Origin of the sequence: Glacieibacterium arshaanense (assembly GCF_004681125.1) — a bacterium.
Classification (GTDB): domain Bacteria; phylum Pseudomonadota; class Alphaproteobacteria; order Sphingomonadales; family Sphingomonadaceae; genus Polymorphobacter_A; species Polymorphobacter_A arshaanense.
On sequence record NZ_SIHO01000001.1, the window covers coordinates 1073848 to 1100587 of the forward strand.

Consider the following 26740-nt stretch of genomic DNA (forward strand, 5'->3'; position numbering starts at 1 on the left):
GCATGATCCGCCGCTACACCATTGCGTATTTCACCACCGGCATCGCATTTGCACTGATCGACGCGATCTGGCTGCGTGCCATGTACACGCGGCTCTACCAGACCGAGATCGGATCGCTGTTAATGGACGGGCTGCGCTGGGGGCCAGCGATCAGTTTCTACCTGCTCTACATCGCCGGCATCATGGTGTTCGCGATGCGGCCAGCCTTTGCCAGCAGGCGTTGGCAGACAGCATTCGTTAATGGCGCGCTGTTCGGCTTCTTCACCTACATGACCTATGACCTGACCAACTACGCGACGCTGCGGGTCTGGAGTCTGAAGATCACGCTGCTCGATATCATCTGGGGGAGCGCACTAACCGCGTTGGCGGCAAGCGCCGGCTACCTGTTTACCCGCGCCGTCACCCGGACAAAGTAACGGCGGCAGTCGTGAGACTGCCGCCGGAAACTGTTCCTCGAAAGTGGGCCTGAGGCCCTACTTCTTGCCGAGACCGAGACCGCCGAAGCGCTTGTTGAAGCGGGCAACCTGACCACCGGCGTCGAGCATCTTGCCGCCGCCGCCGATCCACGCCGGATGCGAGGTCGGATCGATGTCAAGATGCATCGTGTCGCCTTCCTTGCCCCAGGTCGAGCGCGTCGTGTAGGTGCTGCCATCGGTCATCTGGACCGTGATGGTGTGGTAGTCGGGGTGGATGCCCTGCTTCATGTCAAATTCCTCGAGATATGGGCTGGTTCCGACCAGTCCTGAAAGCGAAGCGCGGCGCATAGCCGACGCAGCGCGGTATTGCAACCTTCAGCCGAACGTGATGCCGAGCACGCGGCCAAGGTCATCGAGCGCCTGGTGTTCGCCGTTGACCTTGATCGCCGTCATGCCGAGCGCCGCCGCCGGCTTGCAGTTGATCCCGAGGTCGTCGAGATAGACGCACGTATCGGGCGCAACATCGAGTGCCTCACACATCATCAGATAGATGCGCGGATCGGGCTTGCGGATGCCCGATTTCGAGCTTTCGATGACGTGTTCGAAGCGCGACATCGCATCGGCCATCTGCGCGGCACGGGTTTCGTTGGCCGACATGCCGGCACCATGACCGACCTGTGCGTTGTTGGTGATGCAGCCGAGCCGGAAACCCGCCGTCTTGCAGGCATCGAGCGCCGCGACCATGCGCGGCCGCACCGTGCCCGACAACAAGGCGATGACATCTGCACCACGCACATCGAAGCCGGCTTTTGCCGCCTCGGTCGCGAACAGTTCGTCAAACTCGGCGCCGCCGATTTCGTTGCGTTCGAACTTCGCCCAGGCATTGACGTCGGGGTCGGTGGCGTTGATGCGGCGGATCAGGTTTTCGGGCAGCCCGCGTTCGCGCTCATAGGCGTTGAATGCATCGAACGGCGAGCTGGTAATGACCCCGCCGAAATCCCAGAGTACGGCTTTGAAAGACATGAGTGTTCCTCATTGGCGAATTTAACGGCGTTCACGAAGCTAACGGCTGGGCTCGACGATGATCTTGATATGCGCATCGGGCTTGGCGAGCGTTTCGAACGCGCCTGCCGTGCCCGCGAGATCGACAGTGCCGGTGATGAAATGATCAGCATTTACCGTACCTTCGGCAAGGTAGTGCAGACACTGTGCATATTCGTCGGGGGTGTAGGCGAAGGCAAAACGCAGATCGAGATGCTTGACGATCGCCAGCGCGGGCTCGAAGCGGTCGGTTTCCATGCAGACGCCGACGATGATGATCTGCGCCGAATTGGGCGCACCTTCGATAAGCTTTTGCACCATTCCCGGCACGCCGACACATTCGAAGATCACTGCATTCTTGGGCACACCGCCCATCATGGCGATCATGCCGCGTTCACCGGCGTTGGCGGGAACACCGAAGTCACTCCAGCGCGAATACGGCGACGTGGCCGCCGGATCGACGACGATGTCGGCGCCAATGGCTTCGGCGCTGGCGCGGCGCTTGGGCGAGAAGTCGGCCGCGAGAACCGGTCCGAAGCCACGCGCCTTCAATGCCGCGATCACCGCCAGCCCCACCGGCCCGCAACCGATGACAACCGCAACGCCGGCGGTTTCGAGGTTCGCCAGATTGACCGCGTGCAGCCCGACGGCGAGCGGCTCGGTCAGCGCGGCGGCGGTGCTCGACAGTCCATTGGGTACTTCAAGAAGCATCGCTTCGCTGAGCAGCATATTTTCGGCGAAACCACCGGGTACTCGGTTCGAATAGCCCACCGATTCTGCCCCGGTGGGCCCCAGTAGCACCGGCACCGAGACGACACGCGTCCCGGCCTTGAGCGTCCTGGCGTTGCCGATGCCGTGTTCGAGGATCTCGGCGCAGAATTCATGCCCGAAAACAATGTCTTTCGACGGGTCCATGACATCGCCGCCGCCACCGCTGCGTCGCGCCATATCGGCCAGCGCTTCGGCATGGTGCAACGCATGCAGGTCAGACCCGCAAATGCCGCAGGCCAAGGTCTTGACCAGCACCTGCCCCGTCCCCGGGGCCGGCACCGCCATGTCATCGACAACCAGCGTTTTGCCACGCCGTACAACTGCCCGCATCCTGCTTCTCCCAAGGCCGTTTTTTGCCTTCTTGGCGGGCAATGCCGCGCTTGTCGAGCAGTCACGGCTTGCCACGAGGCGCCAATTCATTCTACCCACCACCGCAGATGGTGCCACCGGAGACGGTGGCTAAGAGGGAAGCCGGTGCGAATCCGGCGCTGTGCCCGCAACTGTAAGCGGCGAGCCGAGCACGAAAATGCCACTGGGGAGTATTCCCTGGGAAGGCGGTGCGAAGGTGTCGACCCGTGAAGTCAGGAAACCTGCCATCGCGTCGTCTACACCCCGGCCGGGTCCAGCCAATGGTGTGCGGCGAGCAGGCCAAAGCCGGCCTTCTCCGTTGCGACGACAATGTCGCAACCGCGTGTTCGCTTCAGGCGATGACGCAACGGAGAAGAATATGCCCTTGTTTTTATTGGCGCTAGCTGCGGCAACTGCAACCCCATCCATTGTTGTGACTGCCGCGCGAACACCGGTGGCCATCGACCTGTCTGGCGCCTCGATTTCGGTTATCGACGGCACAACTCTGACTGCTTTCGACCTGCCGCTCGCCGCCGACTATTTGCGTCTGGTGCCGTCGGTCGCGGTGGCTTCGACGGGGCCATTGGGCGCGCAGACACAGGTCCGTATCCGTGGTGCCGAAGCCAACCAGACGCTGACGTTCATCGACGGAATCAAGGCCAATGACCCGGCATCAGGCGGCGAATTCCGCTGGGAAACATTGCTCGCCGGCGGACTCGACAAAGTCGAGGTGCTGCGCGGCCCGCAGTCGGCGCTGTGGGGGTCGGAAGCCATCGGGGGTGTCGTCAACGTCATCACCCGCACGCCGAACGCCGGCACAGCCTTGTTCGGCAAGGCCGAGGCCGGGTCGTTCGGCACCTCGACCCTCGCCGGCGGCGGCAACTTGGGCACCGACCAGGGCGGCGTTACTGCGCAAGCTGCGTATCTCAGCAGCACCGGCATCGACAACTCAGCCGTGCAGGGCGGCGACAACGACGGCTTCCACAACTTCACCGCGACTGGCAAGGGCGTCTATCACCCCTCCCCCAACAGCGAAGTCGGCTTGATCGCGCGCTATGTCTCGGCAACCACGAACTTCGACGACTTCGACTACAGCATCGGGCAATCGGCCGATGCGCCGCTGTCGAGCAACGCCGAAGCCTTTGCGTTGCGCGGCTATGCGCGGCTCGACCTGTATGACGGCCGCTGGTCGCAGCAGGTCGAAGCGGTGCTCAACGACACCCGAAACACGAACTACGACGACCGTGCGTTCCTCAATCAGAGCGACGGCTCGATCGGCAAGCTGGCCTATCAAACGACGGGCAGCCTGCAGAGCGGCGACTTCAGCCATGTGATGACCGGTGCCGTCGAGTATGAGCGCCAGACATTCACCAGTACCGATGTCGATCCACTGGCGCTGTCGAACCAGGACCGATCGCGCGACCAGACCAGCCTGATCGCCGACTACCGGCTGACCTATGCGCAGATCTTTTCGGCCAGCGGCAGTGTGCGCCACGATATCAACAGCCAATACGCCAACACCACGACGTTCCGCGCCAGCGCCGCGTTGGCGCTGGCGCAGGGGTTTCGCGCGCATGCCAGCTTTGGCGAAGGTGTGTCGGACCCGAGCTTCTTCGACCTGTATGGCTTTTTCCCGGCGTTCTTCGTCGGCAACCCCGACCTCATCCCCGAGACATCGCAAGGCTGGGACGCCGGTATCGGCTGGAAGTCGCAGGCGTTCGCCGTCGATGTGACGTGGTTCAGGACCAACCTGACCAACGAAATCGTCTCCACCTATGACTTTGCCACGGGCCTCGCCGGCGTCGCCAACGCCAGCGGCACCAGCGAGCGGCGGGGACTTGAACTGACTGCCACGCTGAACCCGACCGACTGGCTCGAAATCGCAGGCACGTACGCCTATCTCGACGCGACCGAGCAGCAGTTGGCGAAAGGTCTGGCCTCGCGCGAACTGCGGCGTCCGAAAAATAGCGGCTCGTTGTCGGCGCAAGTCGCCAAGGGCGCGTGGACGGCTTCGGTCGCAGCGGCTTTTGTCGGTGAACGCTACGACACCGACTTCGCGACCTTCACGCGCATCACCCTGCCCGCCTATACGCTGGTGACCTTGGCGGGGTCCTACCGCATCAACGACGCTATCGCGCTGACCGCCCGCATCGAAAATGCCGGCGATGCGCGGTATCATGATGTCGTGGGCTACCGCACGCGCGGCTTCGGGGCGTTTGCCGGCGTGCGGCTCAACTGGGGCAAATGATGCGCGCATTGGCGGCAGCGCTGTTGGTTTGGAGCGGTGCTGCCGCTGCTGCACCGACGCGTGTTGTCTCGCTCAACCTGTGTACCGATGAACTTGTGCTGCTGCTCGCAGCTCCGGGGCAATTGGCGTCGATCAGCTTCCTTGGCGCAGACAGCAACGAGACCGCGCTGGCGCCCCGCGCGCGCGGGCTGCCAACCAATAACGGGCGGCTCGATTCGGTCGTCGCGCTGGCGCCCGATCTGGTGTTCACCGGCGGCGGTAGCGACCGCTATGCGCGCGAACTCGCGATCCGACTCAAGCTGCACGTTGTCGATGTGCCGCCGCCGCAAAACATCGCCGATATCCGGCGCAACATCGCAAGCGTAGCGAACGCATTAGGACGCGATGCCGCCGGCACTGCACTGATTGCTCAATTCGATACCGCATTGGGACCCACACCTGCAGCCACCCGGTCCGCGCTGCTGCTCGGCGGCGGCGGTACAACCGCGGGAGCGGACGGTGTCGGTGCACAATTGTTGCGCCACGCAGGGCTGATGCAGCAGGATGTGCCCGCCGGACAAGTCAGCCTCGAGCAACTTCTCGCCGAGCCGCCGCAAGTCATCGTGCAGACAAAGTATCGCAGCAGTCAGGCGTCGCTCGGCCAAAGCTGGCTTCAGCATCCGGCGCTCAGATCGCTGCCCCCGACGACACGCACCATCACCGTCGATGGCCGACCCTGGACGTGCATGGGCCCACTGGTGGCGCCCGAAATCGCGCGGCTACGGGCTCGGTTGCAATGACCCGCCTCAACCTCTCGCTCGCCGCGCTTGCGCTGCTGCTGGCGACCGCTTCGCTGTGCTCAGACCCGGCGGGCATGCTGGCGTTGTGGCAGCGTTCACCTGAAGCGGCGCGCGCAATCCTGATTGAGCTGCGATTGCCGCGCGCGTTGCTGGCCCTGGCGATTGGCGGATCGCTCGGGCTGACGGGCGCGGCGATGCAGGGTCTGCTGCGCAACCCACTCGCCTCGCCCGACGTGCTGGGGCCGAGCACCGGCGCAGCGCTTGGCGCGGTGATTGTCGCCTACACTTTTGGCATCGCCGGAACGCTGGCGATGGCGCTTGGCGGCATTGGCGGCTCGCTCGCGGCGCTTGGGCTACTGCTGTTGCTGTCGCGCGGCGGCGCCTCGACGGCGACATTGCTGCTCGCGGGTGTGGCGATTTCGGCGCTGGGCGGCGCCCTCACCAACCTCGCGCTCAGCCTCGCGCCGTCGCCCTATGCGCTGTACGACGTGCTGTTCTGGTTGCTCGGCAGCCTCGCCGACCGCAGTTTGTTGCATGTTGCGGTCGCGCTGCCGCCGCTCCTCATTGGCTGCGCTTTGGTGCTGTCGGGACGACGCGGGCTAGATGCGCTGGCGCTGGGCGAAGACGTTGCGGCCAGCCTCGGCGTCGATGTCGCGCGGCTGCGGCTGCGTATCGTCGTCGGCACCGCGCTCGCTGTCGGTGCCGGTGTCGCTGTCGCCGGGTCGATCGGCTTTATCGGGCTGGTGGTGCCGCATCTGGTGCGGCCTCGCGTCGGTGGCCGCCCTGGCGCGGCGCTGATGCCGAGCGCGCTGGCGGGCGCGGCGCTGCTGTGCGCTGCCGACCTCGTCGTGCGGTTGCCGGTGGCGGGGCATGACCTTAAACTGGGGGTTGTCACCGCGCTCATCGGTGCGCCCTTCTTCCTCTGGCTGATCGTCCGCCAGCGCGAAGTCATCGAGCCATGATGCTGGACGTCAACGGCCTCGCGCGCCCGCCCATATTGGCGCCGCTGTCGTTCAGCATCGCAGCGGGCGAACTTGTTGGTCTTGTGGGGCCCAACGGCGCCGGCAAGACCACTCTGCTGCGCGCCCTCGCCGGCCTGACGACAGGCCCCGGCACCGTGCGCATTGACGGCACTACTCTCACCGAAATGCCCGCGCGCGTCCGGGCGCGCCGGCTGGCATGGCTGCCTGCCGATCGCGGCACGGTCTGGCCGATGCGTGGCCGCGATATCGTGGCGCTTGGGATGATGCCGCTCGGCGTGCGCGACGAGGCCGCAATCGACGCCGCACTCGCAGCTGTCGATGCCAACGGCTTTGCCGACCGCGATGTCCAGACGCTATCGACCGGCGAGCGCGCGCGCGTGCTGCTGGCTCGCGCGCTGGTGGCACGGCCGGAGTTGTTATTGCTCGACGAACCCATTGCCAACCTCGATCCCGAACACCGCCTCGGCGTGCTCGATGCGCTGCGCGGCGAAGCGGCGCGCGGCGCTGCGGTGGTGGTGGCGCTGCACGATCTCGATCTGGCGGCGGCGCGCTGCGACCGGTTGCTACTGCTCGATTGTGGGCGGTTGATCGCCGACGGCCCGCCTGACGCAGTCCTGACCGCCGCGACATTGGCGCAGGTGTTCAAGGTGCGCCGCGATGAGACGGGCTGGCAGCGCGCTTGAGCCCCGGTTGCAAGCTTGAGTGACTGCCGGCGCGCGCCTATAGCCTTTGCACTATGGCAAGCACCCTCGGCACCGCGCTCAGCGCCACCGCAACCGTCAAATCCAACGCCGAAGCGATGGAGCGCCAAGTCGCTGACCTGGCCGCCTTGGTTGGCAAAATCGCGCTCGGCGGACCGCAAAGCTCACGCGAACGCCACGTCGCACGCGGCAAGCTGTTGCCGCGCCGACGCGTCGAAGCGCTGCTCGATCCGGGCTGCGCCTTCCTCGAAATCGCGCAGCTTGCGGCGCATCAGGTCTATGAGGACGACGTACCGGCAGCAGGCATGATCGCCGGTGTCGGGCAGGTCAGCGGGCGGCTGTGCGTGATTGTCGCGAACGACCCGACCGTGAAGGGCGGCAGCTACTACCCGCTCACCGTCAAGAAGCACCTGCGCGCGCAGGAAATCGCGATGCAGAACAATCTGCCGTGCGTCTATCTGGTCGACAGCGGCGGTGCCAATCTGCCGCGCCAGGACGAAGTTTTCCCCGACCGCGACCATTTCGGCCGCATCTTTTACAATCAGGCCAATATGTCGGCCGCCGGCATCAGCCAGATTGCTGTCGTCATGGGGAGCTGCACTGCGGGCGGCGCCTATGTCCCCGCGATGTCCGACGAGAGCATCATCGTCCGCGACCAGGGCACGATTTTTCTGGGCGGGCCGCCGCTGGTCAAGGCCGCGACCGGCGAGGAGGTCAGCGCCGAGGATCTGGGCGGCGGTGACGTCCATGCACGGCTGTCGGGGGTCGTCGATCACCTCGCCGAAAACGACAGTCACGCGCTCGAAATCGCGCGGAATATTGTCGCCACCCTGCCCGCGCCCGAACCGGCGTTGAAGGGCCGCGCGGCCAGCGCACCGCTGTTTCCGGCGAGCGACTTGTACGGCCTGATCCCCACCGACATGCGCCAGCCGTATGACGTGCGCGAAATCATCGCGCGGCTGGTCGATGGCTCGCAATTCGACGAGTTCAAGAAGCTCTACGGCGAAACGCTGGTCACCGGCTTTGCGCATATCGAAGGGCTGCCCGTCGGCATCATCGCCAACAACGGCATCCTGTTTTCGGAAAGTGCACAAAAGGGCGCGCACTTCATCGAGCTGTGCTGCCAGCGCAAGATTCCGCTGCTGTTCCTGCAAAATATCAGCGGCTTCATGGTCGGCCGAAAATATGAAAATGAAGGCATCGCCAAGCACGGCGCCAAGATGGTTACCGCCGTCGCCTGCGCGGCAGTGCCGAAGATTACCGTGGTCATCGGCGGCAGCTTCGGCGCCGGCAACTACGGTATGTGCGGCCGCGCCTATTCACCGCGCTTCCTGTGGATGTGGCCCAATGCGCGCATCAGTGTCATGGGCGGCGAACAGGCCTCCAGCGTGCTCGCCACCGTCAAGTCGGGCGGGTTCAAGAATGCCAAGGAGGAGGAAGCCTTCAAGGCGCCTATCCGCGACCAGTATGAACGTGAAGGCCACCCCTATCACGCCAGCGCGCGGCTGTGGGACGACGGGGTCATCGACCCCGCCGACACGCGCCGCGTCATTGCGCTGAGCCTTGTCGCCAGCCTCAACGCGCCGATCCCGGAGACGCGCTTCGGCACGTTCCGGATGTGATGATGCACAAGTTCGCCCTCGCCGCTGCGCTGACACTCGCGGCACCCGTCGCTGCCGCGCCCGCTGCGAGCGCCGCCAGCGCAAACGACACCGGCACCGTGCTTGCGGTCATCGACAGCTGGTTCGCGGCCATGCGCGCCAAGGACCGCCCGGCGTTCGAAGTGGTAATGCAGGCGGAGTCGACCTTCATCGCGATGCGTCGGACGGCCGATGGCTGGACGCAGGTGCGGCGCAACCGCAGCGAGCTTGCCGACGCACTGCTGACCCGGCCCGGCGAGATCATCGAGCGTTTCATCGAGCGCCCGACGGTTCTCGTACATGGGCCCATTGCCACCGTCTGGGGGCGTTACGAGATCGGCATTGACGGCAAGCGGCTGCATTGCGGCGTCGACAGCTTCAACCTGATCAAGGATGGCGTAGGCTGGAAAATTGCGAATGCCAGCTGGACCATCGAACCCGAAGGTTGCCCGAAATGACCGCCTCCCTCCTCGTCACGCTCGATGACCGCGGCACCGCGCGCGTCACGCTCAACCGGCCCGACAAGCATAATGCCTTCGATGCCGAGCTAATCGCCGAACTGACCGCGGCGTTCACCGCGATTTCGGCCGATCCAAAGGTTCGCGCCGTCGTGCTGCGCGGCAACGGGCCGAGCTTCTGCGCCGGCGCCGATGCGGCATGGATGCGCGCTTCGGCCGACCTCAGCGAAGCCGAAAACCGCGCCGACGCGCAGCGCCTGTCGGCGATGCTCGCGACCATCAACGATTGCCCCAAGCCGGTTATCGCGGTGGCGCATGGCTCGGTGTTCGGCGGCGGTGTCGGGCTGGTCGCCTGCGCCGATCTAGTCATTGCCCGTAGCAACACCCGGTTCCGGCTATCCGAGGTCCGGCTTGGACTGACACCTGCAACCATCTCGCCATTCGTCGTCGGGAAGATCGGCGCCAGCCACGCGCGGCGCTATTTCACCACGGCCGAAGATATCGGTGCCGAACAGGCCGTGCATATCGGCCTCGCGCATATCCACACCGACGACGCCGACCTCCAGACCGTGCACTGGCTCACGGCTATAGACCAGGGCGCGCCCGGTGCCATCGCTGACGCCAAGGCACTGGTCCGCGACGTTGCCGACCGGCCGATTACCGACGAGCTACGCGCGCTGACCGCCGACCGAATTGCCGCGCGCCGCGCCAGCGACGAAGGTCGCGAAGGTCTCGCGGCGTTCATTGAAAAGCGCAAACCCAAGTGGGCCCCGAATGCATAAGCTCCTGATTGCCAACCGAGGCGAAATCGCCCGCCGTATCATCCGCACAGCGCATAGGATGGGCATCGATACCGTCGCGCTCTATTCGGATGCTGACGCGGGTGCGCCGCATGTGCGCGAGGCGACACAGGCGGTGCATATTGGTGCGTCGCCCGCGACCGAATCTTATCTCGATGCTGCGAAAATCCTCGCTGCCGCCAAGGCCAGCGGCGCCGATGCCGTCCACCCCGGCTATGGCTTCCTTTCCGAAAATGCCGTGTTTGCAGAAAGCGTCATCAAGGCAGGGCTGATCTGGGTCGGCCCCTCGCCAGCCGCTATGAAGGCTATGGGGCTCAAGGATACTGCCAAGGCGGTGATGAAGAAAGCCGGCGTGCCGATCACGCCAGGCTATCAAGGAACCGACCAGAGCCTCGTTCGGCTTGAGCGCGCCGCAGCGCAGATCGGCTATCCGCTGCTGATCAAGGCGGTGGCGGGCGGCGGCGGCAAGGGCATGCGAAGCGTCAACGACGCCGCCGCGTTCGCCGAGAATCTGCTGTCGTGCCAGCGCGAAGGCGCAGCCAGCTTCGGCAATCCCGGCGTGCTGCTCGAAAAGCTGATTACCCGGCCGCGGCATGTCGAGGTCCAGGTATTCGCCGACAAGCACGGCAATGTCGTGCATCTGTTCGAGCGCGATTGCAGCCTCCAGCGCCGTCACCAGAAGGTCATCGAGGAAGCCCCGGCGCCGGGGCTGTCGGACAATCTGCGCAACATGCTCGGCGTCGCGGCCTGTGCAGCGGCCACCGCGATCCGCTACGAAGGCGCCGGCACCGTCGAATTCATCCTCGACCTCGACAACACCGACAAAGCCGGCGACCCGGCGTTCTACTTCATGGAAATGAACACGCGGCTGCAAGTCGAACACCCGGTCACCGAATGCATCACCGGTTATGACCTTGTCGAATGGCAGCTGCGCGTCGCGCGCGGCGAAATGCTGCCGGCGCATCAGGACGCCATCCAGGTCACCGGCCACGCGGTCGAAGCGCGCTTCTACGCCGAGGACCCTGAGACCGGCTTCCTGCCCTCAACCGGCACGTTGAAAACGCTGCGCTTTCCTGCCGGGCAGGGCATCCGCATCGACAGCGGTGTCGAACAGGGCAGCGAGATCAGCCCCTATTACGACCCGATGATCGCCAAGGTCATCACGCACGGCGCCGACCGCTCTGCCGCGATCGACCGGCTCGTCGCGGCGCTCGACGGTTGTGTGGTGGAGGGCGTCAAGACCAATCGCGCGTTTCTGGCGCGGCTTGTCGATCACGCGGCGTTCCGGGCCGGCGATATCGATACCGGATTCATCGCGCGCCACGGCGACGACTTGGCCACGACCGAGGCTGCGAAGCCGACGTTGATCGCGCTTGCGGCTTTGGCGCTCGCCCGCGAAGGCACAACGACCAGCGCCGAGGGCCTATTTGCGCGACTTGGGAATTGGCGGCTCAACTTGCCGTACGAGCGGCATATCGACCTGTTCGGCGCGGACAATGTCGCGCAGACGGTCGTGTTGCGTGACGAGGCCGGCAAGCAGCGCCTAGACGGCCCCGGCTTCAGGATGCTGGCGACCAGCCGCTGGCTCGATGACGTCAATTTCGAGGCTGAACTCGACGGCATGCTGCACCGTGCAGTCGTGCTGGTCGGCGCCGATAGCGTCGAAGTCCGTGTCGGCGCGCGCGTGCACCGTTTCGCGCGCCGGGCGCTCGCCGCCGATGCGCGCGGACTGGCGAGCGACGCGCGCGTGGCGGCGCCGATGCCCGGCCGCGTGCTGGCGCTCGATGTCGCCGTGGGTGACAGCGTTGCGGTCGGCGACCGCTTGCTCGTGCTCGAAGCGATGAAGATGGAGCACCGGCTGTCGGCTAAGCTGGCGGGTACGATTGCCGCCGTCCATGTAGCCGCCGGCGATCAGGTGGCCGATGGCATGCTTCTTGTTGAAATTGAAGGAATACCCGCATGAGCTTGACGATGCTCGATTTTGGTCATGACGAGACCATCAAGATGCTGCGCGACAGCGTGCGCGCCTTTGCCGCTGCCGAACTGGCACCGCGCGCCGCGGAAATCGACAGCGAGAACAAGTTTCCGCGCGATCTGTGGACCAAGTTCGGCGACCTTGGCCTGCACGGCATTACCGTCCCCGAAGCGGATGGCGGACTCGGCCTCGGCTACTTGGCGCACGTCATCGCGATCGAGGAAATTAGTCGCGCCTCGGCGAGCGTAGGCCTCAGCTACGGCGCACATTCGAACCTGTGCATCAACCAGATCGCGCGCTGGGGCACCGCCGAGCAGAAGGCCAAATATTTGCCGAAACTGATTTCGGGCGAGCATCTCGGCAGCCTCGCCATGTCCGAACCCGGCGCCGGTTCAGACGTCGTGTCGATGCGGATGCGCGCAGAGAAGCGCAACGACCGCTACGTCCTCAACGGCAACAAATTCTGGATCACCAATGGCCCCGGCGCCGATACGTTGGTGGTCTATGGCAAAACAGACCCGGCGGCCGGCGCACGCGGCATCACAGCGTTCCTGATCGAGCGCGACATGAAAGGATTTTCGACCGCGCAGAAGCTCGACAAGCTCGGCATGCGCGGCTCGGATACCTGTGAGCTGGTGTTCGAAGATTGCGAAGTGCCGTTCGAGAACGTGCTTGGCGAGGAAGGCCGCGGCGTCCAGGTGCTGATGTCGGGGCTCGACTATGAACGTGTCGTACTGTGCGGCGGACCGCTGGGCATCATGCAGGCCTGCCTCGATATCGTCGTGCCCTATGTCCACGAACGCCAGCAATTCGGCCAATCGATCGGAACGTTCCAGTTGATGCAGGGCAAGCTCGCCGACATGTACGTCGCGCTGTCGACAGCGCGCTCCTATGTCTATGCCGTCGCCGCCGCCTGCGACCGTGGCGAGACGACGCGCAAGGATGCTGCCGGCGCCATCCTCTACAGCGCAGAAAAGGCAACGTGGATGGCACTCGAAGCGATCCAGGCGCTGGGCGGCAATGGCTATATCAACGATTACGCCACCGGCCGGCTGCTCCGCGATGCCAAGCTGTACGAGATCGGCGCGGGCACCAGCGAAATCCGCCGTTATCTGATCGGCCGCGAGCTGTTCGACGAAACCGCCTGAACATCAAAAAGGCGGCGCGGACTTGATCAGTCTGCGCCGCCCGTTTGCGGCCCTCCGGTCGAACTATGATTTACGGCAATCTATCTGCCAATTGTATAACGGCAAACATGCTGGCAGCGCAAGCCGTTACGCCGTCGGTTGCGGCCGCATCGCGCTGCGCAGCATGACGACCGCCGTATAGAGCACGACCACAACAACGCCCCAGCGCAGCGCCTCGAGCGGAAGTGATTTGACGACATAGGCCGCAAGCAGCACTGCAGGAATCCCACCTGCCGCAAGCGAAAGCACGAGCTTGAAATCAATACGATCCGATTTGAGGAAGCGGAAACCGCTCGATGGCATCAGGAACGCGCAACTGCCCATCATAATCGGAAAAACCGCTTCAGGATTGAGGCCCATCAGGCTGAGCAAAACTAGCGACGGCGCATACATGCCAATGCCTGCGGTCATCAAAGCGCCCAGGATGAAATGTGCAAACACCGCGGCGGCGAACTGCGTTGGCGGCAACGACAGCGCATCACCGCCCGCCGGCATTAGTCCAAGGTTCGTCATGGCATAGAGCACTGCCGCAATCAGCAACGCGATCCCGACGAAAGTTTGCACGGCGCGTACGGGCATCCGTGTCACGACGGGCGCGCCGATCAGGGCACCCACAACCGCAGCGGCGATACAGGCGACCAGCAATTTCGGATCGACCTTGACCAAGGTGATGAACACCAGCGCCTGGGCTATAGAAGGGAGAGCATGCCCGACGTTGAGTACTGCCGGCAGATAGCTGTCGGGTACCAGCTTGCGCAGCTTGATCCATGCGGTGGTCGGCGCGAACGAGCCGATGCCGAGCGTATCGAAGAAGTTGGTGACCGCGCCAAGCGCCATGCCTTCGCCGCTAAAGCCGAATGCCCCACGTGCCCGCGCCGTGCGCACCAGCACGCTCGCAAACACCAATCCAATCAGCGCCAGCGCGCCCAGCAAGAATGGAACCATGCCTTATCCCCTTAATCCGCGCAAAACGGCGCGGCGTTGCTGCAGGCTAAAGCCAATCCGACGCGCGCGCCACTGCGGTGACGCTACAAGATGTAATAGTCGCCGGCGGCGCGGACGGTCACCTCGCCAATCGACACACCCCAGGGCTGGTCGATGGCGTAGATGATTGCATCGGCGATGAAACGCGGGTCGAGATTGACATAGTCGATGCCTTCAGGGTCGACGCGTGCCGGGTCGATGGTGCCGTCGACAAGCCCGGCGAACACCTCGTTTGCCGCAGCGGCATTGCCACCGAGGATCCCGGCAAGGCCTTCGCCGTTGACGACCGTGCCGCCGAGACCGGTGCCAAACACGCCGGTGGGCTTGACCGTGGTCACCTTAATCTTGCCGCGCGCTTCGAGCCGAAGCGATTCGCCGAGCACGTTGACCGCCGCCTTGGTTGCGCCATAGACCGCCGCACCGACGGTCGGATAATTGCCGTAGATCGACGAGACATTGACCATCTGGCCCTGCCCTGCAGCGATCATCGCATCATAGGCTGCGACCATGCCGTTGAGCACGCCCTTGAAATTGATGTCGATGCAGCGGACCCAGGCGTCATAGGCAGCAGCGTGGTCGGCGTAGAACGCCAGCGGCATGACGCCGGCGTTGTTGACCATAACGTCTATGCCGTCGTGGTTCTGCACGGCGGCGGCGACAAGCGCCTTCATTGCGGTCAGGTCGGTGACGTCGGTGACCACGGCTTGTGCAGCGCCGCCCTGTGCGCGGATTTCGGCGACCGCGGCATCGAGCGCGGCCGCATTGATGTCGCCCAGTGTGACCTTCGCACCCCGTGTCGCGGCCTTTGCGGCAACCAGCCTGCCGAAACCGCTGCCGGCGCCGGTGATGACGATTGATTTTCCTGAAACATGGTCCGGCATGGCAATATTCCCGTTTGGCGACGCTGCGTTGCGAGTCACGCTAACGGCGGTGCTGGCCGGACGCCACTGCTACATGGCACGCACGTCAGGATTGCCGGGCGCGGGCTTCGCCAAGCAGCAGTGCCTTGATGTCGCCCTTTGTCTTGAAGCTGTGGAACAGCAGATAGGCGGACAGGAACGGCGTGCCGCCGAAAACCGCGATCAGCCCCAGTGCCAATCCACCCGGGCTGAATTGATGCCGCCATGACACCCACAGTCCCGACAGCAGCAGGAAACCGAGGAAATCGAGATTGAACTGCCCGGGCCATGTCATCGCCGCGATGTCGCCGAAGAATATCGGCATCAGTCCCATCCCGTGGTTCGCGATGACCACCGAAGTGTAGGCGGCGATACCGATGATGCAGGCGGCCAGATACAGGCGCAACGGCGACATTCCTTATCCCCTCGTATTGCCGTCCACGGCATTTAATCCCGTGGTACTGGCATGACGATATCCGAATGTAGCATGCGCTACAATAGTCGCTGGCGTTGCGCGCGCACTTAGGTCGCGGCGTTAGTCCAGCGGCAACTCACGCACTTCGACTGTGCCGCCGCATTCGTAAACCGGATTGCCAGAAACCAGCGCTTGAGCCGCAGGAAGGTCGGCTGCTCGGATCCGGATGAAGCCGGCAAGCTGTGCGGTAAGCGGTGCAGCCGTCGCGCCCTTGCGCAGTGTCACGCCGTCACCGATCGAGCTGCCGCCCACGAAAGCTCCTTGCGCGTGCAGCGCAGCGAAATAGGCGTCCCACAGCGTTGCATCGGGCGTACGCGGCGTATCGCCATGCATCAGCAGGATGTATTCGGGCATGGCCACCCCGTCGTGATCATCTGGAAGGAAGTGGTAGCGGAGGAGGGATTTGAACCCCCGACCCCAGGATTATGATTCCCGTGCTCTAACCAACTGAGCTACTCCGCCACGCCCGCGCCGGCCGTCAGACCGCATCGCGAGACGCGCCATATAGTCAGGGGGCGTGGGGCGGTCAACCTTGCGTGCGGGGCAGCGACCGGATTTGCACGCAGCCGCCGGCGGCGCTATCGAAAGCGCCATGAAAACCCCCTCGCCTCGCCCCACCTGGTCGCTTGTCATCCATGGCGGCTCCGGCATCATGACGCGCACCTCGACCCCGCCCGAACAGGATGTCGCCGCGCGCGCCGGGCTGGCCGCGGCGCTGGCGGCAGGTGCCGCGATACTCGACGGTGGCGGCAGCGCGCTCGATGCCGTCGAGGCGGCGGTGCGCATCCTCGAAGACGATTCGCACTTCAACGCTGGGCGCGGCGCTGTGTTCACCGCCGAAGGCACAACTTCGCTCGACGCCGCCGTTATGACCGGCGACCGCAAGGCCGGCGCCGTCGCGGGGCTTTCGGCATCACGCAATCCGGTCAGCGTTGCGCGTGCCGTCATGGAGGCAACGCCGCACGTGATGCTGTCGGGCGTTGGTGCCGATGCCTTTTCCGCCGACTATGGCCTCGAACAGGTCGGCCCCGACTGGTTCCACACCGATGAGCGCTGGCAACAGCTCGTCGACATGCGCGCCGCCGGTGGCGGTGATGCCAAATTTGATGCCAGCCTGAAATACGGCACAGTCGGTGCAGTGGCGCGTGACACCGCCGGGCATGTCGCTGCTGCAACCTCGACAGGCGGGCTGACCGGCAAGCGCTGGGGCCGCATCGGTGATACGCCGATCATCGGTGCGGGCACCTATGCCGATGACCGCGCCGGTGCGGTGTCGGCCACTGGATCGGGCGAATACTTCATCCGCGAAACCGTGGCCGCCGAAATCTGCGCGCGGGTGCGGTTGCGCGGCGATGCCATGCAGGCCGCCGCCGATGCCGTGGTCCGCGATGAACTGCGCGCGTTGGGAGGCGCAGGCGGCGTCATTCTGGTCGGTGCCGATGGCAGCAGCGGCTGGTCATTCAACACGCCGGGCATGTATCGCGGCCGCGTCAGCGCGAACGAACCGGCGCTTGTCGCAATTTACGGAGACGAACCATGACCCAGTATGACGTGCTTATCGTCGGCGCCGGCCAAGCCGGCGCACAGGTCGCCATGTCACTACGCATGGCCAATTTCGAAGGAAGCATCGCGCTGATCGGTACCGAACCCGATGCGCCGTATGAACGCCCGCCGCTGAGCAAGGACTATCTCGCGGGTGAAAAGGCCGCCGACCGGCTGCAGTTGCGCCCGGCCGATTTCTGGACCTCACGCAACATCGAGCTGCGGCTTGGCGAGCGCGTCACGGCAGTCGACGCGACCGCGCACAACGCCACCACCGACCGCGGGGTCACGCTGGGCTACCGCCACCTCGTCTGGGCCACCGGCGGTCCGCCGCGCGCGTTGCCGGTACCGGGTGGTAACCTTGCCGGCGTGCACGTTATCCGCACGCGCGCCGATGTCGATACGCTGCGCGCCGAGGCCGAAACCGCGACCAACATCATCATCGTCGGCGGCGGCTATATCGGGCTGGAGGCCGCTGCGGTGCTGTCGAAAGCGGGCAAGCATGTCACCGTGCTCGAAGCGATGGACCGCGTGCTGGCGCGGGTTGCCGGCGAGCCGGTGTCGCGATTCTATGAAGCACAGCACCGCGCGCACGGCGTGACCATCGTGCTCGGCGCCAAGATCGAGAAATTCGAGGGTGAAGGCCGCGTCAATGCGGTGCGGACGGCAGACGGCGTGTTACCGGCCGATTTGGTGATTGTCGGCATCGGTATCGTGCCGGCGGTCGCCGAACTGGCGGCGGCCGGTGCCAAGGTCAGCAACGGCATCGAAGTCGATAATCTGTGCCGCACGTCTTTGCCCGACGTGTTCGCGATCGGTGACTGCGCTTTCCATGTCAACGAGTATGCCCTCGGCAACGGCATCCGGCTCGAATCGGTGCAGAACGCCATCGATCAGGCCAAGACCGTCGCGGGCGTCATCACCGGAGCCCCCAAGCCGTATCACGCGGTGCCGTGGTTCTGGTCGAACCAATATGACCTCAAGCTGCAGACGGTCGGGCTATCGGGTGGCCATGATGCGACGGTGACGCGCGGCGACCCCGCCAGCGGTTCATGGAGCCTCGTCTACCTCAATAAGGGCCGCGTCGTGGCGCTCGACTGCATCAACGCGGCGCGCGATTTCGTTCAGGGCAAGGCGCTGGTTGACGCAGGCGTCATGCAAGGGCTTGTCCCCGACCTCGAATTGCTCAAGAACAGCGAAGTGCCGCTCAAATCGCTGTTACCGGCGGCTTGAGCCAATAGCGTCAGCGCAAGCCAAACGGCTGCGCATCAAATCTAGGGGAAGCCATTTGTCGATCGATCCTGCCCTCGCCCGCCGCCTGTCGATTCCGGTCATCGGGTCGCCGCTGTTCATCATCTCCGGTCCCGAAATGGTGATCGCGCAGTGCAAGGCCGGTGTCATCGGCAGCTTCCCCAGCCTCAACGCGCGGCCGCTGGCACAGTTCGAGGAATGGCTGCAGCGCCTGTCGACCGAACTCGGCCCCGATGACGCGCCCTACGCGGTCAATCTCATTGTGCACAAATCGAACGACCGGCTGCTCGATGACCTGGCGCTGTGCGTCAAGTACAAGGTGCCGATCGTGATCACGTCGCTTGGTGCTCGCACCGACGTCAACGAAGCGATCCGCAGCTACGGCGGCACGGTGCTCCACGATGTCATCGACAACCGCTTCGCGCACAAGGCCATCGAAAAGGGCGCCACGGGCATTATCGCGGTCGCGGCAGGCGCAGGAGGTCATGCCGGCACGACGTCGCCGTTCGCGCTGGTTTCCGAAATCCGCGAATGGTTCGACGGTCCGCTGGCACTTTCAGGCTCGATCGCCACAGGCGACGCCGTGCTGGCAGCCCAGGCTGCCGGTGCCGATTTCGGCTATATCGGCTCGGCGTTCATCGCCACCGAGGAAGCCCGCGCGGTGCCCGGCTATAAGGACATGATCGTCGATAGCGCCGCCAGCGACATCGTCTATTCGAACCTGTTCACCGGCGTGCACGGCAACTACCTGCGCCCGTCGATCGTCCGCGCCGGCATGGACCCCGACAAGCTGCCGCAGAGCGACCCGAGCGCGATGAACTTCGGTAGCGGCGGCAACACCGAGGCTAAGGCGTGGAAAGACATCTGGGGCTGCGGCCAGGGCATCGGCGCGGTCAAGGCCGTCGTGCCGGTCGCCGAGATGGTGGCGCGGCTGAAGCGCGAGTATGACGCCGCGCGCGCCCGCCTCGGCCTGCCCGCTCGCACGGCGGTCGCTGCTTAGGCGCATTCATGCTATGACGGTGGCGAAGGAGCTGCCGTCATGGAACTCAATATCGCGCTCGAAACCGTCTGCCGTATCATCCTACGTGCGCGCGAGTTCGATGCGCTGGTCCCCGATTCGGACCCCGACGAGGGCTCGAACGCCAGCGACGACGGCAGTGTCGACGAACTCGAAGCTGACGGCGACAATCCCGTCGAGCAAGAGCTGCGCGCCGCCATCGACGATCTCGCCGATGACGAGGCCATCGAGCTCGTCGCACTGGCGCTGGTCGGCCGCGGAACCTTTGACGCCAGCGAATGGGAGGACGCGCTGGAAGCCGCAGAAGACGATGGCCGTGCCGCCGCCGACTTCCTGCTCGGTCTGCCGCTGCTCGGCGATTATCTCGAAAACGGTCTCGCGGCGTTCGAGCTGAGCTGCAATGGCATGGGGCAGATCGTTTAAGAGCCTCCGGCTAGCAGGCCTGAGGCCTGCACCCAATTGTTGGCCGGTGACCCAAACCTGGTATCGCGTTTGATGCGCGCGCATGAAAATGGGTGCAGGGGCAAGCCCCTGCCCGCCGGAGGCTCTCAAGTCGCCAGCAACCCCGCCGCCACGTGCCGCCCTTCATTGACCAGCACGTTGTAAGTCCGCGCAGCAGCACGCGAGTCCATGAACTCGGTAGCCCAGCCCTTGGCTTGTAGTGCCTTGAGCAGCGCCAGATCAGGTCGCTGCATCGTGCTGCCGGTGCCGATCAGCACCAGTTCTATGGCAGGCTCGGCCGTTTCGAGCGCCGTGAAGGCATCGCAGTCGAGCGCCGTCAGCGCCCAGACCGCGCGCGCGCTGACCAGCACGCCCTCAGGCCAGACATTGCCGCCAACGACAAAGCCGCGGCCGGCATAGCCTTCGACCAGCAGCGCGTCAGTGTGCTGCGGTTCAAACTTGAGCATTCGGCTACTTGCGCGGCGCAACGCGTTCGGCACGCGCCGCGATGCGTTCGCCGCGCGGCGCGTCTTCGGACGCATCCGATCGCGTCTTGATGCCGAGCGAGATGAGCAGCGACGACGACACGAAGATCGACGAATAGGTGCCGACGACGATTCCCAGCAGCATCGCGGCGGTGAAACCGAAAATAACGTCGGGGCCGAGCAACAGCATCGCGGTCAGCGCTACGATCATCGCCAGCGACGTCATCACAGTACGCGGAAGCGTTTCGTTGACCGAAAGATCGATGATCGGGCCGATGTCCATCTTACGATATTTGCGCAGGTTTTCACGGATACGGTCATCGATGACCACCTTGTCGTTCAATGAATAGCCGATGATGGTCAGGATCGCGGCGATGACGTTGAGGTCAAATTCAAGCTGTGTCAGCGCAAAGAATCCGAGTGTCACCAGCACGTCGTGGACGAGCGCGACGACGGTCGAGACGCCGAAATACCATTCGAAGCGGATCCAGGTGAACAACGCCACCGCCGCCATCGACAGCAAGACTGCGAGCGCGCCCTTTTGAATCAGTTCCTGACTGACCTTGCCGCTGACCGACTCGACACGCCGGAAGCTGACCTCGCCGTATTTGGCCTTGAGGTCGGCCTGCACCTTGGCCACGACCTTCTGCACTGCGGTCTGGTCACCTTCAGGCAGCGGCAGACGGATCAGGATGGTGCGGTTGTTGCCGAACTCCTGCAGCGATGCCTTGCCGACGTTAAGGCCCTCGACTTCGGCGCGCAGCCCGTCGAGTTGCGGCGGGCTCTTGAACTCGACCTCCATCGTCAGACCGCCGACAAAGTCGACGCCAAGATTGAGACCGCGGATACCGAGCAACGCCAGCGACCCGAGCGTCAGCGCGATGGTCAGCGCGAACGCCCAGTAACGCATCCGCACGAAGCCGATGTTGGTGTTGTCGGGAACAAGCTTGAGTGTCATGCGGCCGTTTCCGTCAGATTACGAGAGTTGAAGGGCGACGACGGCTGAGCCACCGCGCCACCATCAACCGAGTTACGGTGACAGCGGTGAACACCGACGTCGCGATGCCGATCGACAGCACGACCGCAAAGCCCTTGATCGGGCCCGAGCCGAACGAGAACATGATGACCGCGACAATGATGTTGAGACTGTTTGCGTCCCAGATGGTGCGCGTCGCATCGCGGTAGCCGACCTCAATCGACGGCACGATGCCCCTACCCTTGCGCGCTTCTTCGCGGATTCGCTCGTTGATCAGCACGTTGGCATCGACAGCGGCACCGATCGTTAACACCAGACCAGCGATGCCCGGCAAGGTCAGCGTCGCCCCGAGCATCGACATGATGCCGAGGATCATCAGTACGTTGAGCACCAGCGCGATCACCGAATAGATGCCGAACCGGCCATAGGTGAGGATCATCAGCGTCGCCACAGCGAGCACCGCAGCAATCGACGCCAGCGCACCGGCGCGGATCGAATCGGCGCCGAGATCGGGACCGACAGTGCGCTCCTCGATGACCTTGAGCTCGACTGGTAGCTTGCCCGAGCGCAGCAACACCGCGAGGTTGTTGGCGCTTTCGGTGGTGAAACTGCCCGAAATAATGCCGGCACCACCAAGGATGGCGTCGTTGATGCGCGGTGCCGAGATCACCTTGTTGTCGAGGATGATGGCGAACGGCTTGCCGATGTTTTCCTGCGTCGCCTTGGCGAAACGGCGCCCACCGGCACTGTCGAAGCGGAACGACACCACGGCCTGCCCGTCCTGGAAGCTCGGCTGCGAATCGACGAGTTGGTCGCCGGTGATCATGACGCGGCGCTTGACGACGATCACGCCGGGCTGATCGGCATATTGCAGCACCTGCGACCCCGGAGGCGCGCGACCCGCAGCCGCTTCGGCCGGATCGGCATCGACATCGACCAGTTTGAATTCAAGCTTGGCGGTCTTGCCGAGCAGCGCCTTGAGCGCCGACGGATCCTGCAGGCCGGGTACTTGCACAACAATGCGGTTGTCGCCCTGACGGACGATCGTCGGCTCGCGCGTGCCGAGTTCATCGATGCGACGGCGAATGACTTCAACAGCCTGCGTCATCGCCGAATTGACTGCGGTGGCGATGCCGGCGTCGGTGGGCGTCAGGATGATGCGGTTGCCGTCAACCACACTGACTTCGACATCGCGCTGGCCCGACAGCGAACCGACAGGGCGTGTGACGTTGCGCAAGGTTTCAACAGCGGTATCGAGGCGCGTCGGATCGGTAATGGTGATGCTGAGCACACCGCCGGAAATCGACAGGTCGGTGAACGCCACCGGCCCGCCGTCGGCGCCGCGCAATTCGGATCGGACGGTTTCCTCAAGCCCTTCGAGCTTGGTCTTGCGCACGTCGTCGGTATTGGCTTCGAGCAGGATGTGCGAGCCGCCGCGCAAGTCGAGCCCAAGGTTGAGCTGCTTGTGTGGCACCCACGACGGCCAGTTTGCGACGGTGGCTTCAGGAAAGAAGTTGGGAACTGCGAACGCCAAGCCGACGAACAACGTCAGCATGATCGACCAGATTTTCCACTGTGGAAAGTCGAGCATCAAGCCGGCTCAGCTCTTGGCGTCGTTGGCAGCAGCGGGGGCACCGCGGGTGCGGACATCGGTCAGCGTGCCCTTGAGCGCCTTGACCTTGACAGTCGGCGACAGCTCGATTTCGACTTCACCGTCGCTGACCTTGACGACGCGGCCAATCAGCCCGCCGCCGGTGACGACCTCGTCGCCCTTCTTGACGGCGTCGATCATCGCGCGATGCGCCTTGACGCGCTTTTGCTGCGGCCGGATCATCAGGAAATAGAAGATCACGAAGATCGCAATCAGCGGCACGAATTGGATGAAGGCAGCGGCGCCGCCTGAAGCCCCCGCCGTCTGGGCAAAGGCCGGAGATGCGAACATGAAAGTGACTTCCGTATTGCGTGATTGAATCTGCTGCCGCCTATACAAGAACGCGACGCCCAAGCAAATGCGGGCCAGCAAATCATGTCATGACAGCCAGAGCTATGTCATAGAGCGCCCATTCAGTTTCAACCCCGGACCTTGACCATGCCGCTGCCCACGCCCAACGAAGCCCCTGCCCCGGCAACAACCGCACCCGAGATCGCGGCCACGCTGGCACGGATCGCCGATGCGCTTGAGCGACTGGCACCGCCGCCTCTTCCGGTGTCGGGAACTGTGGCAGTCGATGGCAGCCATTCGTTCGTCTGGTCGCATCACCAGCTGCGCTCGGTGTTACCGGCGCGGACGCAGCCTCTCGATTGTTTCGAGGGGGTCGAGCCGCAGAAGGCGGCGCTGCTTGAAAACTGCCGCCGGCTGGCTGCCGGGCTGCCCGCGCATGACGTGTTGCTCTGGGGCGCGCGCGGCATGGGCAAGAGCTCGCTGGTCAAGGCGGTACACGCCACGTTGAGCGCGCAGGGTAAGCCGCTGGCGCTGGTCCAGGTGGGTCGCGACGACATCGCCAGTCTTGGCGATCTGTTCGCGCAACTTGCCAGGCAGCCATTGCCGGCGCTGGTGTTTGCCGATGACCTGTCGTTTGAAGCCGACGAGCACCAGTACAAGGCGCTGCGCTCGGTACTCGAAGGCGGCATCGAAGCGCGGCCCGACAATGTACGCGTGATTGTCACTTCCAACCGCCGCCATCTGGTGGCGCGTGAACATGCCGATGCCGAAGCCGCGAACGCCATCAACGCACGCGATGTGCTTGATGACCGGCTGGCACTCGCCGATCGCTTCGGGCTCAGCCTAGGCTTTCACAACTGCGACCAGCCAACCTATCTCGCCATCGTTGCTGGCTATGCCAAGGCTTACGGCCTCAATGCCGTGCCCGCCGAAGCGCTGACATGGGCGATGACCCGTGGCAGCAGGTCGGGGCGAGTCGCCTGGCAGTTCATTCAGGAACTTGCTGGTCGAGACGGCGTTGTACTTGACACGGTCCGGTAAACCGGCGGATTTGCAAAGCGTTAGAAATCGCGTTGGCGGAGGCGAGAATGCGGCGTTCCCTTTTGGCTGTGGCGTTTGCGCTATTGGTCGGCCTCTTTGGCGCCAGCGCCGCTTCGGCGCAGACGCGTGGCGACCTCAAATGCGAATCGTGGAATTATCAGCCGGCGCGCTGCCCCGTCGACAATCTGGTCGATGCGCAACTGACCAGCGTCATTGCCGGGCAATGCTATCAGGGCCGCAGTTGGGGATTCGACCGCGGCGCCATCTGGGTCAACAATGGCTGCCGCGCGCGCTTCAGCTATCAGACCGCCTATAACGGCGGCGGCTATCCGGGTGGCGGCGGCTACCCCGGCGGCGGTGGTTATCCTGGTGGCGGCGGCGGCGGCTACTACCCCGGCGGCAACCAGGGCACGACCGTCATCAAGTGCGAGTCGTGGAATTATCAGAACGCCCGTTGTCAGGTTGATACGCGCGGCGGCGTCGAGCTGAGCCGTCGCATTGCAGGCAACTGCGTGCAGAACCGCACTTGGGGCTTTGACCGCGGCGGTATCTGGGTGTCTGATGGCTGCCGCGCCGAGTTCCGTGTCTTCTATGGTGGCGGCAATAACGGCGGCGGCGGCTATTACCCGCCGCAGAACGAAGGCTATCGCGTGAAGTGCCAGTCGTGGGATTACCAGCCAGCACGCTGCCCGGCGAGCATCCGGGTCGGCGTGCGCATCACCAACATCATCGCCGGCGAGTGCAAAATGAACCGCACGTGGGGCTGGGATCGCGGCGGCATATGGGTCAACGGCGGCTGCCGCGCCGAATTCATGGTCGACGGCTGACAACAGCCGCGACCAATCTGTTTTGGGGAGACTGAACGCATGCTACGCAATCTGACAACGCTGCTGACCTGCGGCGCACTGGTCATTCCGCAAGTCGGGGCGCTGGCGCAATCGACACCTCCCGACGCATCGTCATCGCGGCAGTCGCCAAGCAACTGGGGCGGCTCAGGGAACAGTGGTAACAACAACAACAGCAATTGGGGTGGTTCCGGCGGCAGCAACAATAACAACAATAACTGGAATAACTCTACCGGCAGCGGCCAACTCACCTGCGAGTCGTGGGACTATCAATACCGCCGCTGTCCGGCGAACACCGGCAACAATGTCCGGCTGACACGCCGCATTGCCGGCAACTGCAACGAGGGCCGGACCTGGGGTTATGACCGCAACGCCATCTGGGTCGACGGCGGCTGCCGCGCGCAGTTCCAATTTGGTAACAATAACAACAACAATAACAACAATTGGGGCCGCGGCTATGCCGGCACACTACGCTGCGAATCGTGGAACTATGCGTTCCGGCGCTGCAACGCCAACACCAACGGTCGCGTTGACCTGCTGCGCACACTCGCCGGCACCTGCCAGCGCGGCCGCAGCTGGGGCTTCGACAATGGCGGCATCTGGGTCAACCAGGGCTGCCGCGGCGAATTCGGCTTCGGTTATGGCAACAACAACGGTGGCAACAATAACAACAACACCGGCGAAGTCGTCGCCGGTGTTGCACTCGCCGCCGGGTTGATCGCCCTGCTCGCCGCCAGCAGCAATTCGGGCAAATCGAGCAGCACCACGACCCCGCCGGTCAACGCCAGCGCACCGCCGGCCGCCATTGTCGCCAATCTGTCGGCGATCCCGACCGATCGCCGGCCTTCGGTGCAGACCTGCCTCGATGAAGCTGCACGCCAGATCGGCGCCACCGGCGGCACGCAGATCAGCCTCGACCGCGTCACTTCGCTGACCCGCGTCAGTGACGGGTGGGAACTGCGCGCGCAGCTGATCACCAGCTATCCCGACGAGTCGCGCTCGGTGACACTGACCTGCCGCGCAGATGGGCCACAGCTGCTGGCGATCGATTTCGGCAGCTGATCGGGCACGCAAAAGCTCCGGCGGGCCGTCAACCGCCGGAGGCGCAACATCGTTGATTCGTGGTGCGCCCGGCTGGATTCGAACCAGCGACCTCAGGATTAGAAGTCCCGCGCTCTATCCAACTGAGCTACGGGCGCAAAGGCCTGCGGCCTATCTGAAATTATCGGCGTAGGCCTGCAGCTTAAGGCTGTGGCTGCCCAGCGGGACGATGGCATAGACGAGGCCTTGCGCCTTGGCATAGGCAATCGCGGCGTCGCGGTCGGGGAACGTCAACTGCACTTGCGCTGCGGTATTGCCCGACCCCGCCCAGCCGGTCAGCGGATCGGCGTGCTGCGGTGCCTCGGGCTCGACGGCGAGAACCCATTGACCGGTGCGCGCATGCCCCGACTGCATTGCATTCTTGGGTCGCTGATAGATGCGCGCCTTCATCGC

The 26740-nt window shown here is 64.3% G+C and carries 29 protein-coding genes, 2 tRNA genes and 1 riboswitch; of the genes, 17 read left to right on the top strand and 14 right to left on the bottom strand.

Going from position 1 to position 26740, the window contains the following annotated elements:
- Window positions 1-2 precede the first annotated feature (2 nt).
- The gene (locus EUV02_RS04900) at window positions 3-416 is read left to right on the top strand and encodes a DUF2177 family protein (RefSeq protein WP_243445766.1); all 414 of its coding nucleotides are present in this window, start codon (window positions 3-5) and stop codon (window positions 414-416) included.
- Window positions 417-473: 57 nt separating this feature from the next.
- Here the strand turns inward: EUV02_RS04900 and rpmE are convergent, their stop codons facing one another.
- The 3 genes from rpmE to EUV02_RS04915 form a co-directional block, all read right to left on the bottom strand.
- A complete protein-coding gene (rpmE, locus tag EUV02_RS04905; protein WP_135245056.1) occupies window positions 474-704 on the bottom strand; it encodes a 50S ribosomal protein L31 in 231 nt (76 codons plus the stop codon).
- A gap of 87 nt (window positions 705-791) precedes the next feature.
- Complete coding sequence (locus EUV02_RS04910; RefSeq protein WP_135245057.1) at window positions 792-1439, bottom strand: HAD-IA family hydrolase; 648 nt, start codon at window positions 1437-1439, stop codon at window positions 792-794.
- Window positions 1440-1478: 39 nt separating this feature from the next.
- Entirely contained in the window at window positions 1479-2558 is a 1080-nt protein-coding gene (locus tag EUV02_RS04915; RefSeq protein WP_135245058.1) for a zinc-binding dehydrogenase, read from the bottom strand.
- Window positions 2559-2649: 91 nt separating this feature from the next.
- A riboswitch (cobalamin riboswitch) is annotated at window positions 2650-2839 on the top strand.
- 170 nt (window positions 2840-3009) lie between these two features.
- Here EUV02_RS04915 and EUV02_RS04920 point away from each other — a divergent pair.
- The 9 genes from EUV02_RS04920 to EUV02_RS04960 are packed head-to-tail and all read left to right on the top strand — an operon-like array spanning window position 3010 to window position 13308.
- Complete coding sequence (locus EUV02_RS04920; protein WP_166430509.1) at window positions 3010-4824, top strand: TonB-dependent receptor plug domain-containing protein; 1815 nt, start codon at window positions 3010-3012, stop codon at window positions 4822-4824.
- Window positions 4821-5603 (top strand): ABC transporter substrate-binding protein, encoded by a 783-nt coding sequence (locus EUV02_RS04925; RefSeq protein WP_135245060.1) that lies wholly within the window; start codon window positions 4821-4823, stop codon window positions 5601-5603. Before EUV02_RS04920 ends, EUV02_RS04925 begins: the two co-directional genes overlap by 4 nt.
- The gene (locus tag EUV02_RS04930) at window positions 5600-6565 is read left to right on the top strand and encodes a FecCD family ABC transporter permease (RefSeq protein WP_135245061.1); all 966 of its coding nucleotides are present in this window, start codon (window positions 5600-5602) and stop codon (window positions 6563-6565) included. Before EUV02_RS04925 ends, EUV02_RS04930 begins: the two co-directional genes overlap by 4 nt.
- On the top strand, window positions 6562-7269 hold the full coding sequence (locus EUV02_RS04935) for an ABC transporter ATP-binding protein (protein ID WP_135245062.1): 708 nt from the start codon (window positions 6562-6564) through the stop codon (window positions 7267-7269). Before EUV02_RS04930 ends, EUV02_RS04935 begins: the two co-directional genes overlap by 4 nt.
- Before the next feature lie 53 nt (window positions 7270-7322).
- Entirely contained in the window at window positions 7323-8909 is a 1587-nt protein-coding gene (locus tag EUV02_RS04940; protein ID WP_135245063.1) for a carboxyl transferase domain-containing protein, read from the top strand.
- 2 nt (window positions 8910-8911) lie between these two features.
- Window positions 8912-9385: a nuclear transport factor 2 family protein gene (locus EUV02_RS04945; RefSeq protein WP_166430510.1), complete on the top strand. Its 474-nt coding sequence runs from the start codon at window positions 8912-8914 to the stop codon at window positions 9383-9385.
- On the top strand, window positions 9382-10167 hold the full coding sequence (locus tag EUV02_RS04950) for an enoyl-CoA hydratase-related protein (protein ID WP_135245065.1): 786 nt from the start codon (window positions 9382-9384) through the stop codon (window positions 10165-10167). The genes EUV02_RS04945 and EUV02_RS04950 overlap by 4 nt, the downstream gene beginning before the upstream one ends.
- Window positions 10160-12148 (top strand): acetyl/propionyl/methylcrotonyl-CoA carboxylase subunit alpha, encoded by a 1989-nt coding sequence (locus EUV02_RS04955; RefSeq protein WP_135245066.1) that lies wholly within the window; start codon window positions 10160-10162, stop codon window positions 12146-12148. The genes EUV02_RS04950 and EUV02_RS04955 overlap by 8 nt, the downstream gene beginning before the upstream one ends.
- Window positions 12145-13308, top strand: a complete 1164-nt coding sequence (locus EUV02_RS04960) for an isovaleryl-CoA dehydrogenase (RefSeq protein ID WP_135245067.1) — start codon at window positions 12145-12147, stop codon at window positions 13306-13308. The genes EUV02_RS04955 and EUV02_RS04960 overlap by 4 nt, the downstream gene beginning before the upstream one ends.
- A gap of 126 nt (window positions 13309-13434) precedes the next feature.
- Here EUV02_RS04960 and EUV02_RS04965 read toward each other — a convergent pair whose 3' ends face one another.
- The 5 genes from EUV02_RS04965 to EUV02_RS04985 all read right to left on the bottom strand — a co-directional run bounded on the left by EUV02_RS04965 (window position 13435) and on the right by EUV02_RS04985 (window position 16167).
- Window positions 13435-14184: a sulfite exporter TauE/SafE family protein gene (locus tag EUV02_RS04965; protein ID WP_207790110.1), complete on the bottom strand. Its 750-nt coding sequence runs from the start codon at window positions 14182-14184 to the stop codon at window positions 13435-13437.
- Between the two features lie 191 nt (window positions 14185-14375).
- Complete coding sequence (locus tag EUV02_RS04970; protein ID WP_135245069.1) at window positions 14376-15212, bottom strand: SDR family oxidoreductase; 837 nt, start codon at window positions 15210-15212, stop codon at window positions 14376-14378.
- 85 nt (window positions 15213-15297) lie between these two features.
- Entirely contained in the window at window positions 15298-15645 is a 348-nt protein-coding gene (locus EUV02_RS04975; protein WP_135245070.1) for a hypothetical protein, read from the bottom strand.
- A 120-nt stretch (window positions 15646-15765) separates the two neighbouring features.
- Complete coding sequence (locus EUV02_RS04980) at window positions 15766-16065, bottom strand: YciI family protein (protein WP_207790111.1); 300 nt, start codon at window positions 16063-16065, stop codon at window positions 15766-15768.
- 25 nt (window positions 16066-16090) lie between these two features.
- Window positions 16091-16167 (bottom strand) — tRNA-Met (locus EUV02_RS04985).
- A 130-nt stretch (window positions 16168-16297) separates the two neighbouring features.
- Here EUV02_RS04985 and EUV02_RS04990 point away from each other — a divergent pair.
- From EUV02_RS04990 to EUV02_RS05005, 4 genes are read left to right on the top strand one after another with little or no spacing between them, the layout of a single operon-like run.
- Complete coding sequence (locus tag EUV02_RS04990; RefSeq protein WP_135245072.1) at window positions 16298-17245, top strand: isoaspartyl peptidase/L-asparaginase family protein; 948 nt, start codon at window positions 16298-16300, stop codon at window positions 17243-17245.
- A complete protein-coding gene (locus EUV02_RS04995; RefSeq protein WP_135245073.1) occupies window positions 17242-18480 on the top strand; it encodes an NAD(P)/FAD-dependent oxidoreductase in 1239 nt (412 codons plus the stop codon). The genes EUV02_RS04990 and EUV02_RS04995 overlap by 4 nt, the downstream gene beginning before the upstream one ends.
- A gap of 55 nt (window positions 18481-18535) precedes the next feature.
- Window positions 18536-19498, top strand: coding sequence for an NAD(P)H-dependent flavin oxidoreductase (locus tag EUV02_RS05000; RefSeq protein WP_135245074.1), 963 nt, complete (start codon window positions 18536-18538; stop codon window positions 19496-19498).
- Between the two features lie 39 nt (window positions 19499-19537).
- Complete coding sequence (locus EUV02_RS05005) at window positions 19538-19939, top strand: DUF3775 domain-containing protein (RefSeq protein WP_135245075.1); 402 nt, start codon at window positions 19538-19540, stop codon at window positions 19937-19939.
- A gap of 125 nt (window positions 19940-20064) precedes the next feature.
- Here EUV02_RS05005 and EUV02_RS05010 read toward each other — a convergent pair whose 3' ends face one another.
- Genes EUV02_RS05010 through yajC form a run of 4 tightly spaced genes read right to left on the bottom strand, consistent with a single transcriptional unit; the run spans window position 20065 to window position 23360 of the window.
- Entirely contained in the window at window positions 20065-20424 is a 360-nt protein-coding gene (locus tag EUV02_RS05010; RefSeq protein ID WP_166430511.1) for an Mth938-like domain-containing protein, read from the bottom strand.
- 4 nt (window positions 20425-20428) lie between these two features.
- Window positions 20429-21400, bottom strand: coding sequence for a protein translocase subunit SecF (gene secF / locus EUV02_RS05015; RefSeq protein WP_135245077.1), 972 nt, complete (start codon window positions 21398-21400; stop codon window positions 20429-20431).
- Between the two features lie 13 nt (window positions 21401-21413).
- Window positions 21414-23009 carry a protein translocase subunit SecD gene (secD, locus tag EUV02_RS05020; RefSeq protein ID WP_135245078.1) on the bottom strand — a complete coding sequence of 532 codons (1596 nt, stop codon included), beginning with the start codon at window positions 23007-23009 and terminating at the stop codon, window positions 21414-21416.
- A 9-nt stretch (window positions 23010-23018) separates the two neighbouring features.
- Window positions 23019-23360, bottom strand: a complete 342-nt coding sequence (gene yajC, locus EUV02_RS05025) for a preprotein translocase subunit YajC (RefSeq protein WP_135245079.1) — start codon at window positions 23358-23360, stop codon at window positions 23019-23021.
- A gap of 147 nt (window positions 23361-23507) precedes the next feature.
- Here yajC and EUV02_RS05030 point away from each other — a divergent pair, with 147 nt between their 5' ends.
- The 3 genes from EUV02_RS05030 to EUV02_RS05040 are packed head-to-tail and all read left to right on the top strand — an operon-like array spanning window position 23508 to window position 26308.
- The gene (locus tag EUV02_RS05030) at window positions 23508-24401 is read left to right on the top strand and encodes an ATP-binding protein (protein ID WP_135245080.1); all 894 of its coding nucleotides are present in this window, start codon (window positions 23508-23510) and stop codon (window positions 24399-24401) included.
- A gap of 47 nt (window positions 24402-24448) precedes the next feature.
- Window positions 24449-25228: a DUF3011 domain-containing protein gene (locus EUV02_RS05035; RefSeq protein ID WP_135245081.1), complete on the top strand. Its 780-nt coding sequence runs from the start codon at window positions 24449-24451 to the stop codon at window positions 25226-25228.
- A gap of 39 nt (window positions 25229-25267) precedes the next feature.
- Window positions 25268-26308: a DUF3011 domain-containing protein gene (locus tag EUV02_RS05040; RefSeq protein WP_135245082.1), complete on the top strand. Its 1041-nt coding sequence runs from the start codon at window positions 25268-25270 to the stop codon at window positions 26306-26308.
- 60 nt (window positions 26309-26368) lie between these two features.
- Here the strand turns inward: EUV02_RS05040 and EUV02_RS05045 are convergent.
- Both EUV02_RS05045 and EUV02_RS05050 read right to left on the bottom strand, forming a co-directional pair.
- Window positions 26369-26445 (bottom strand) — tRNA-Arg (locus EUV02_RS05045).
- Window positions 26446-26458: 13 nt separating this feature from the next.
- Window positions 26459-26737 (bottom strand): ETC complex I subunit, encoded by a 279-nt coding sequence (locus tag EUV02_RS05050; protein WP_135245083.1) that lies wholly within the window; start codon window positions 26735-26737, stop codon window positions 26459-26461.
- Window positions 26738-26740 lie beyond the last annotated feature (3 nt).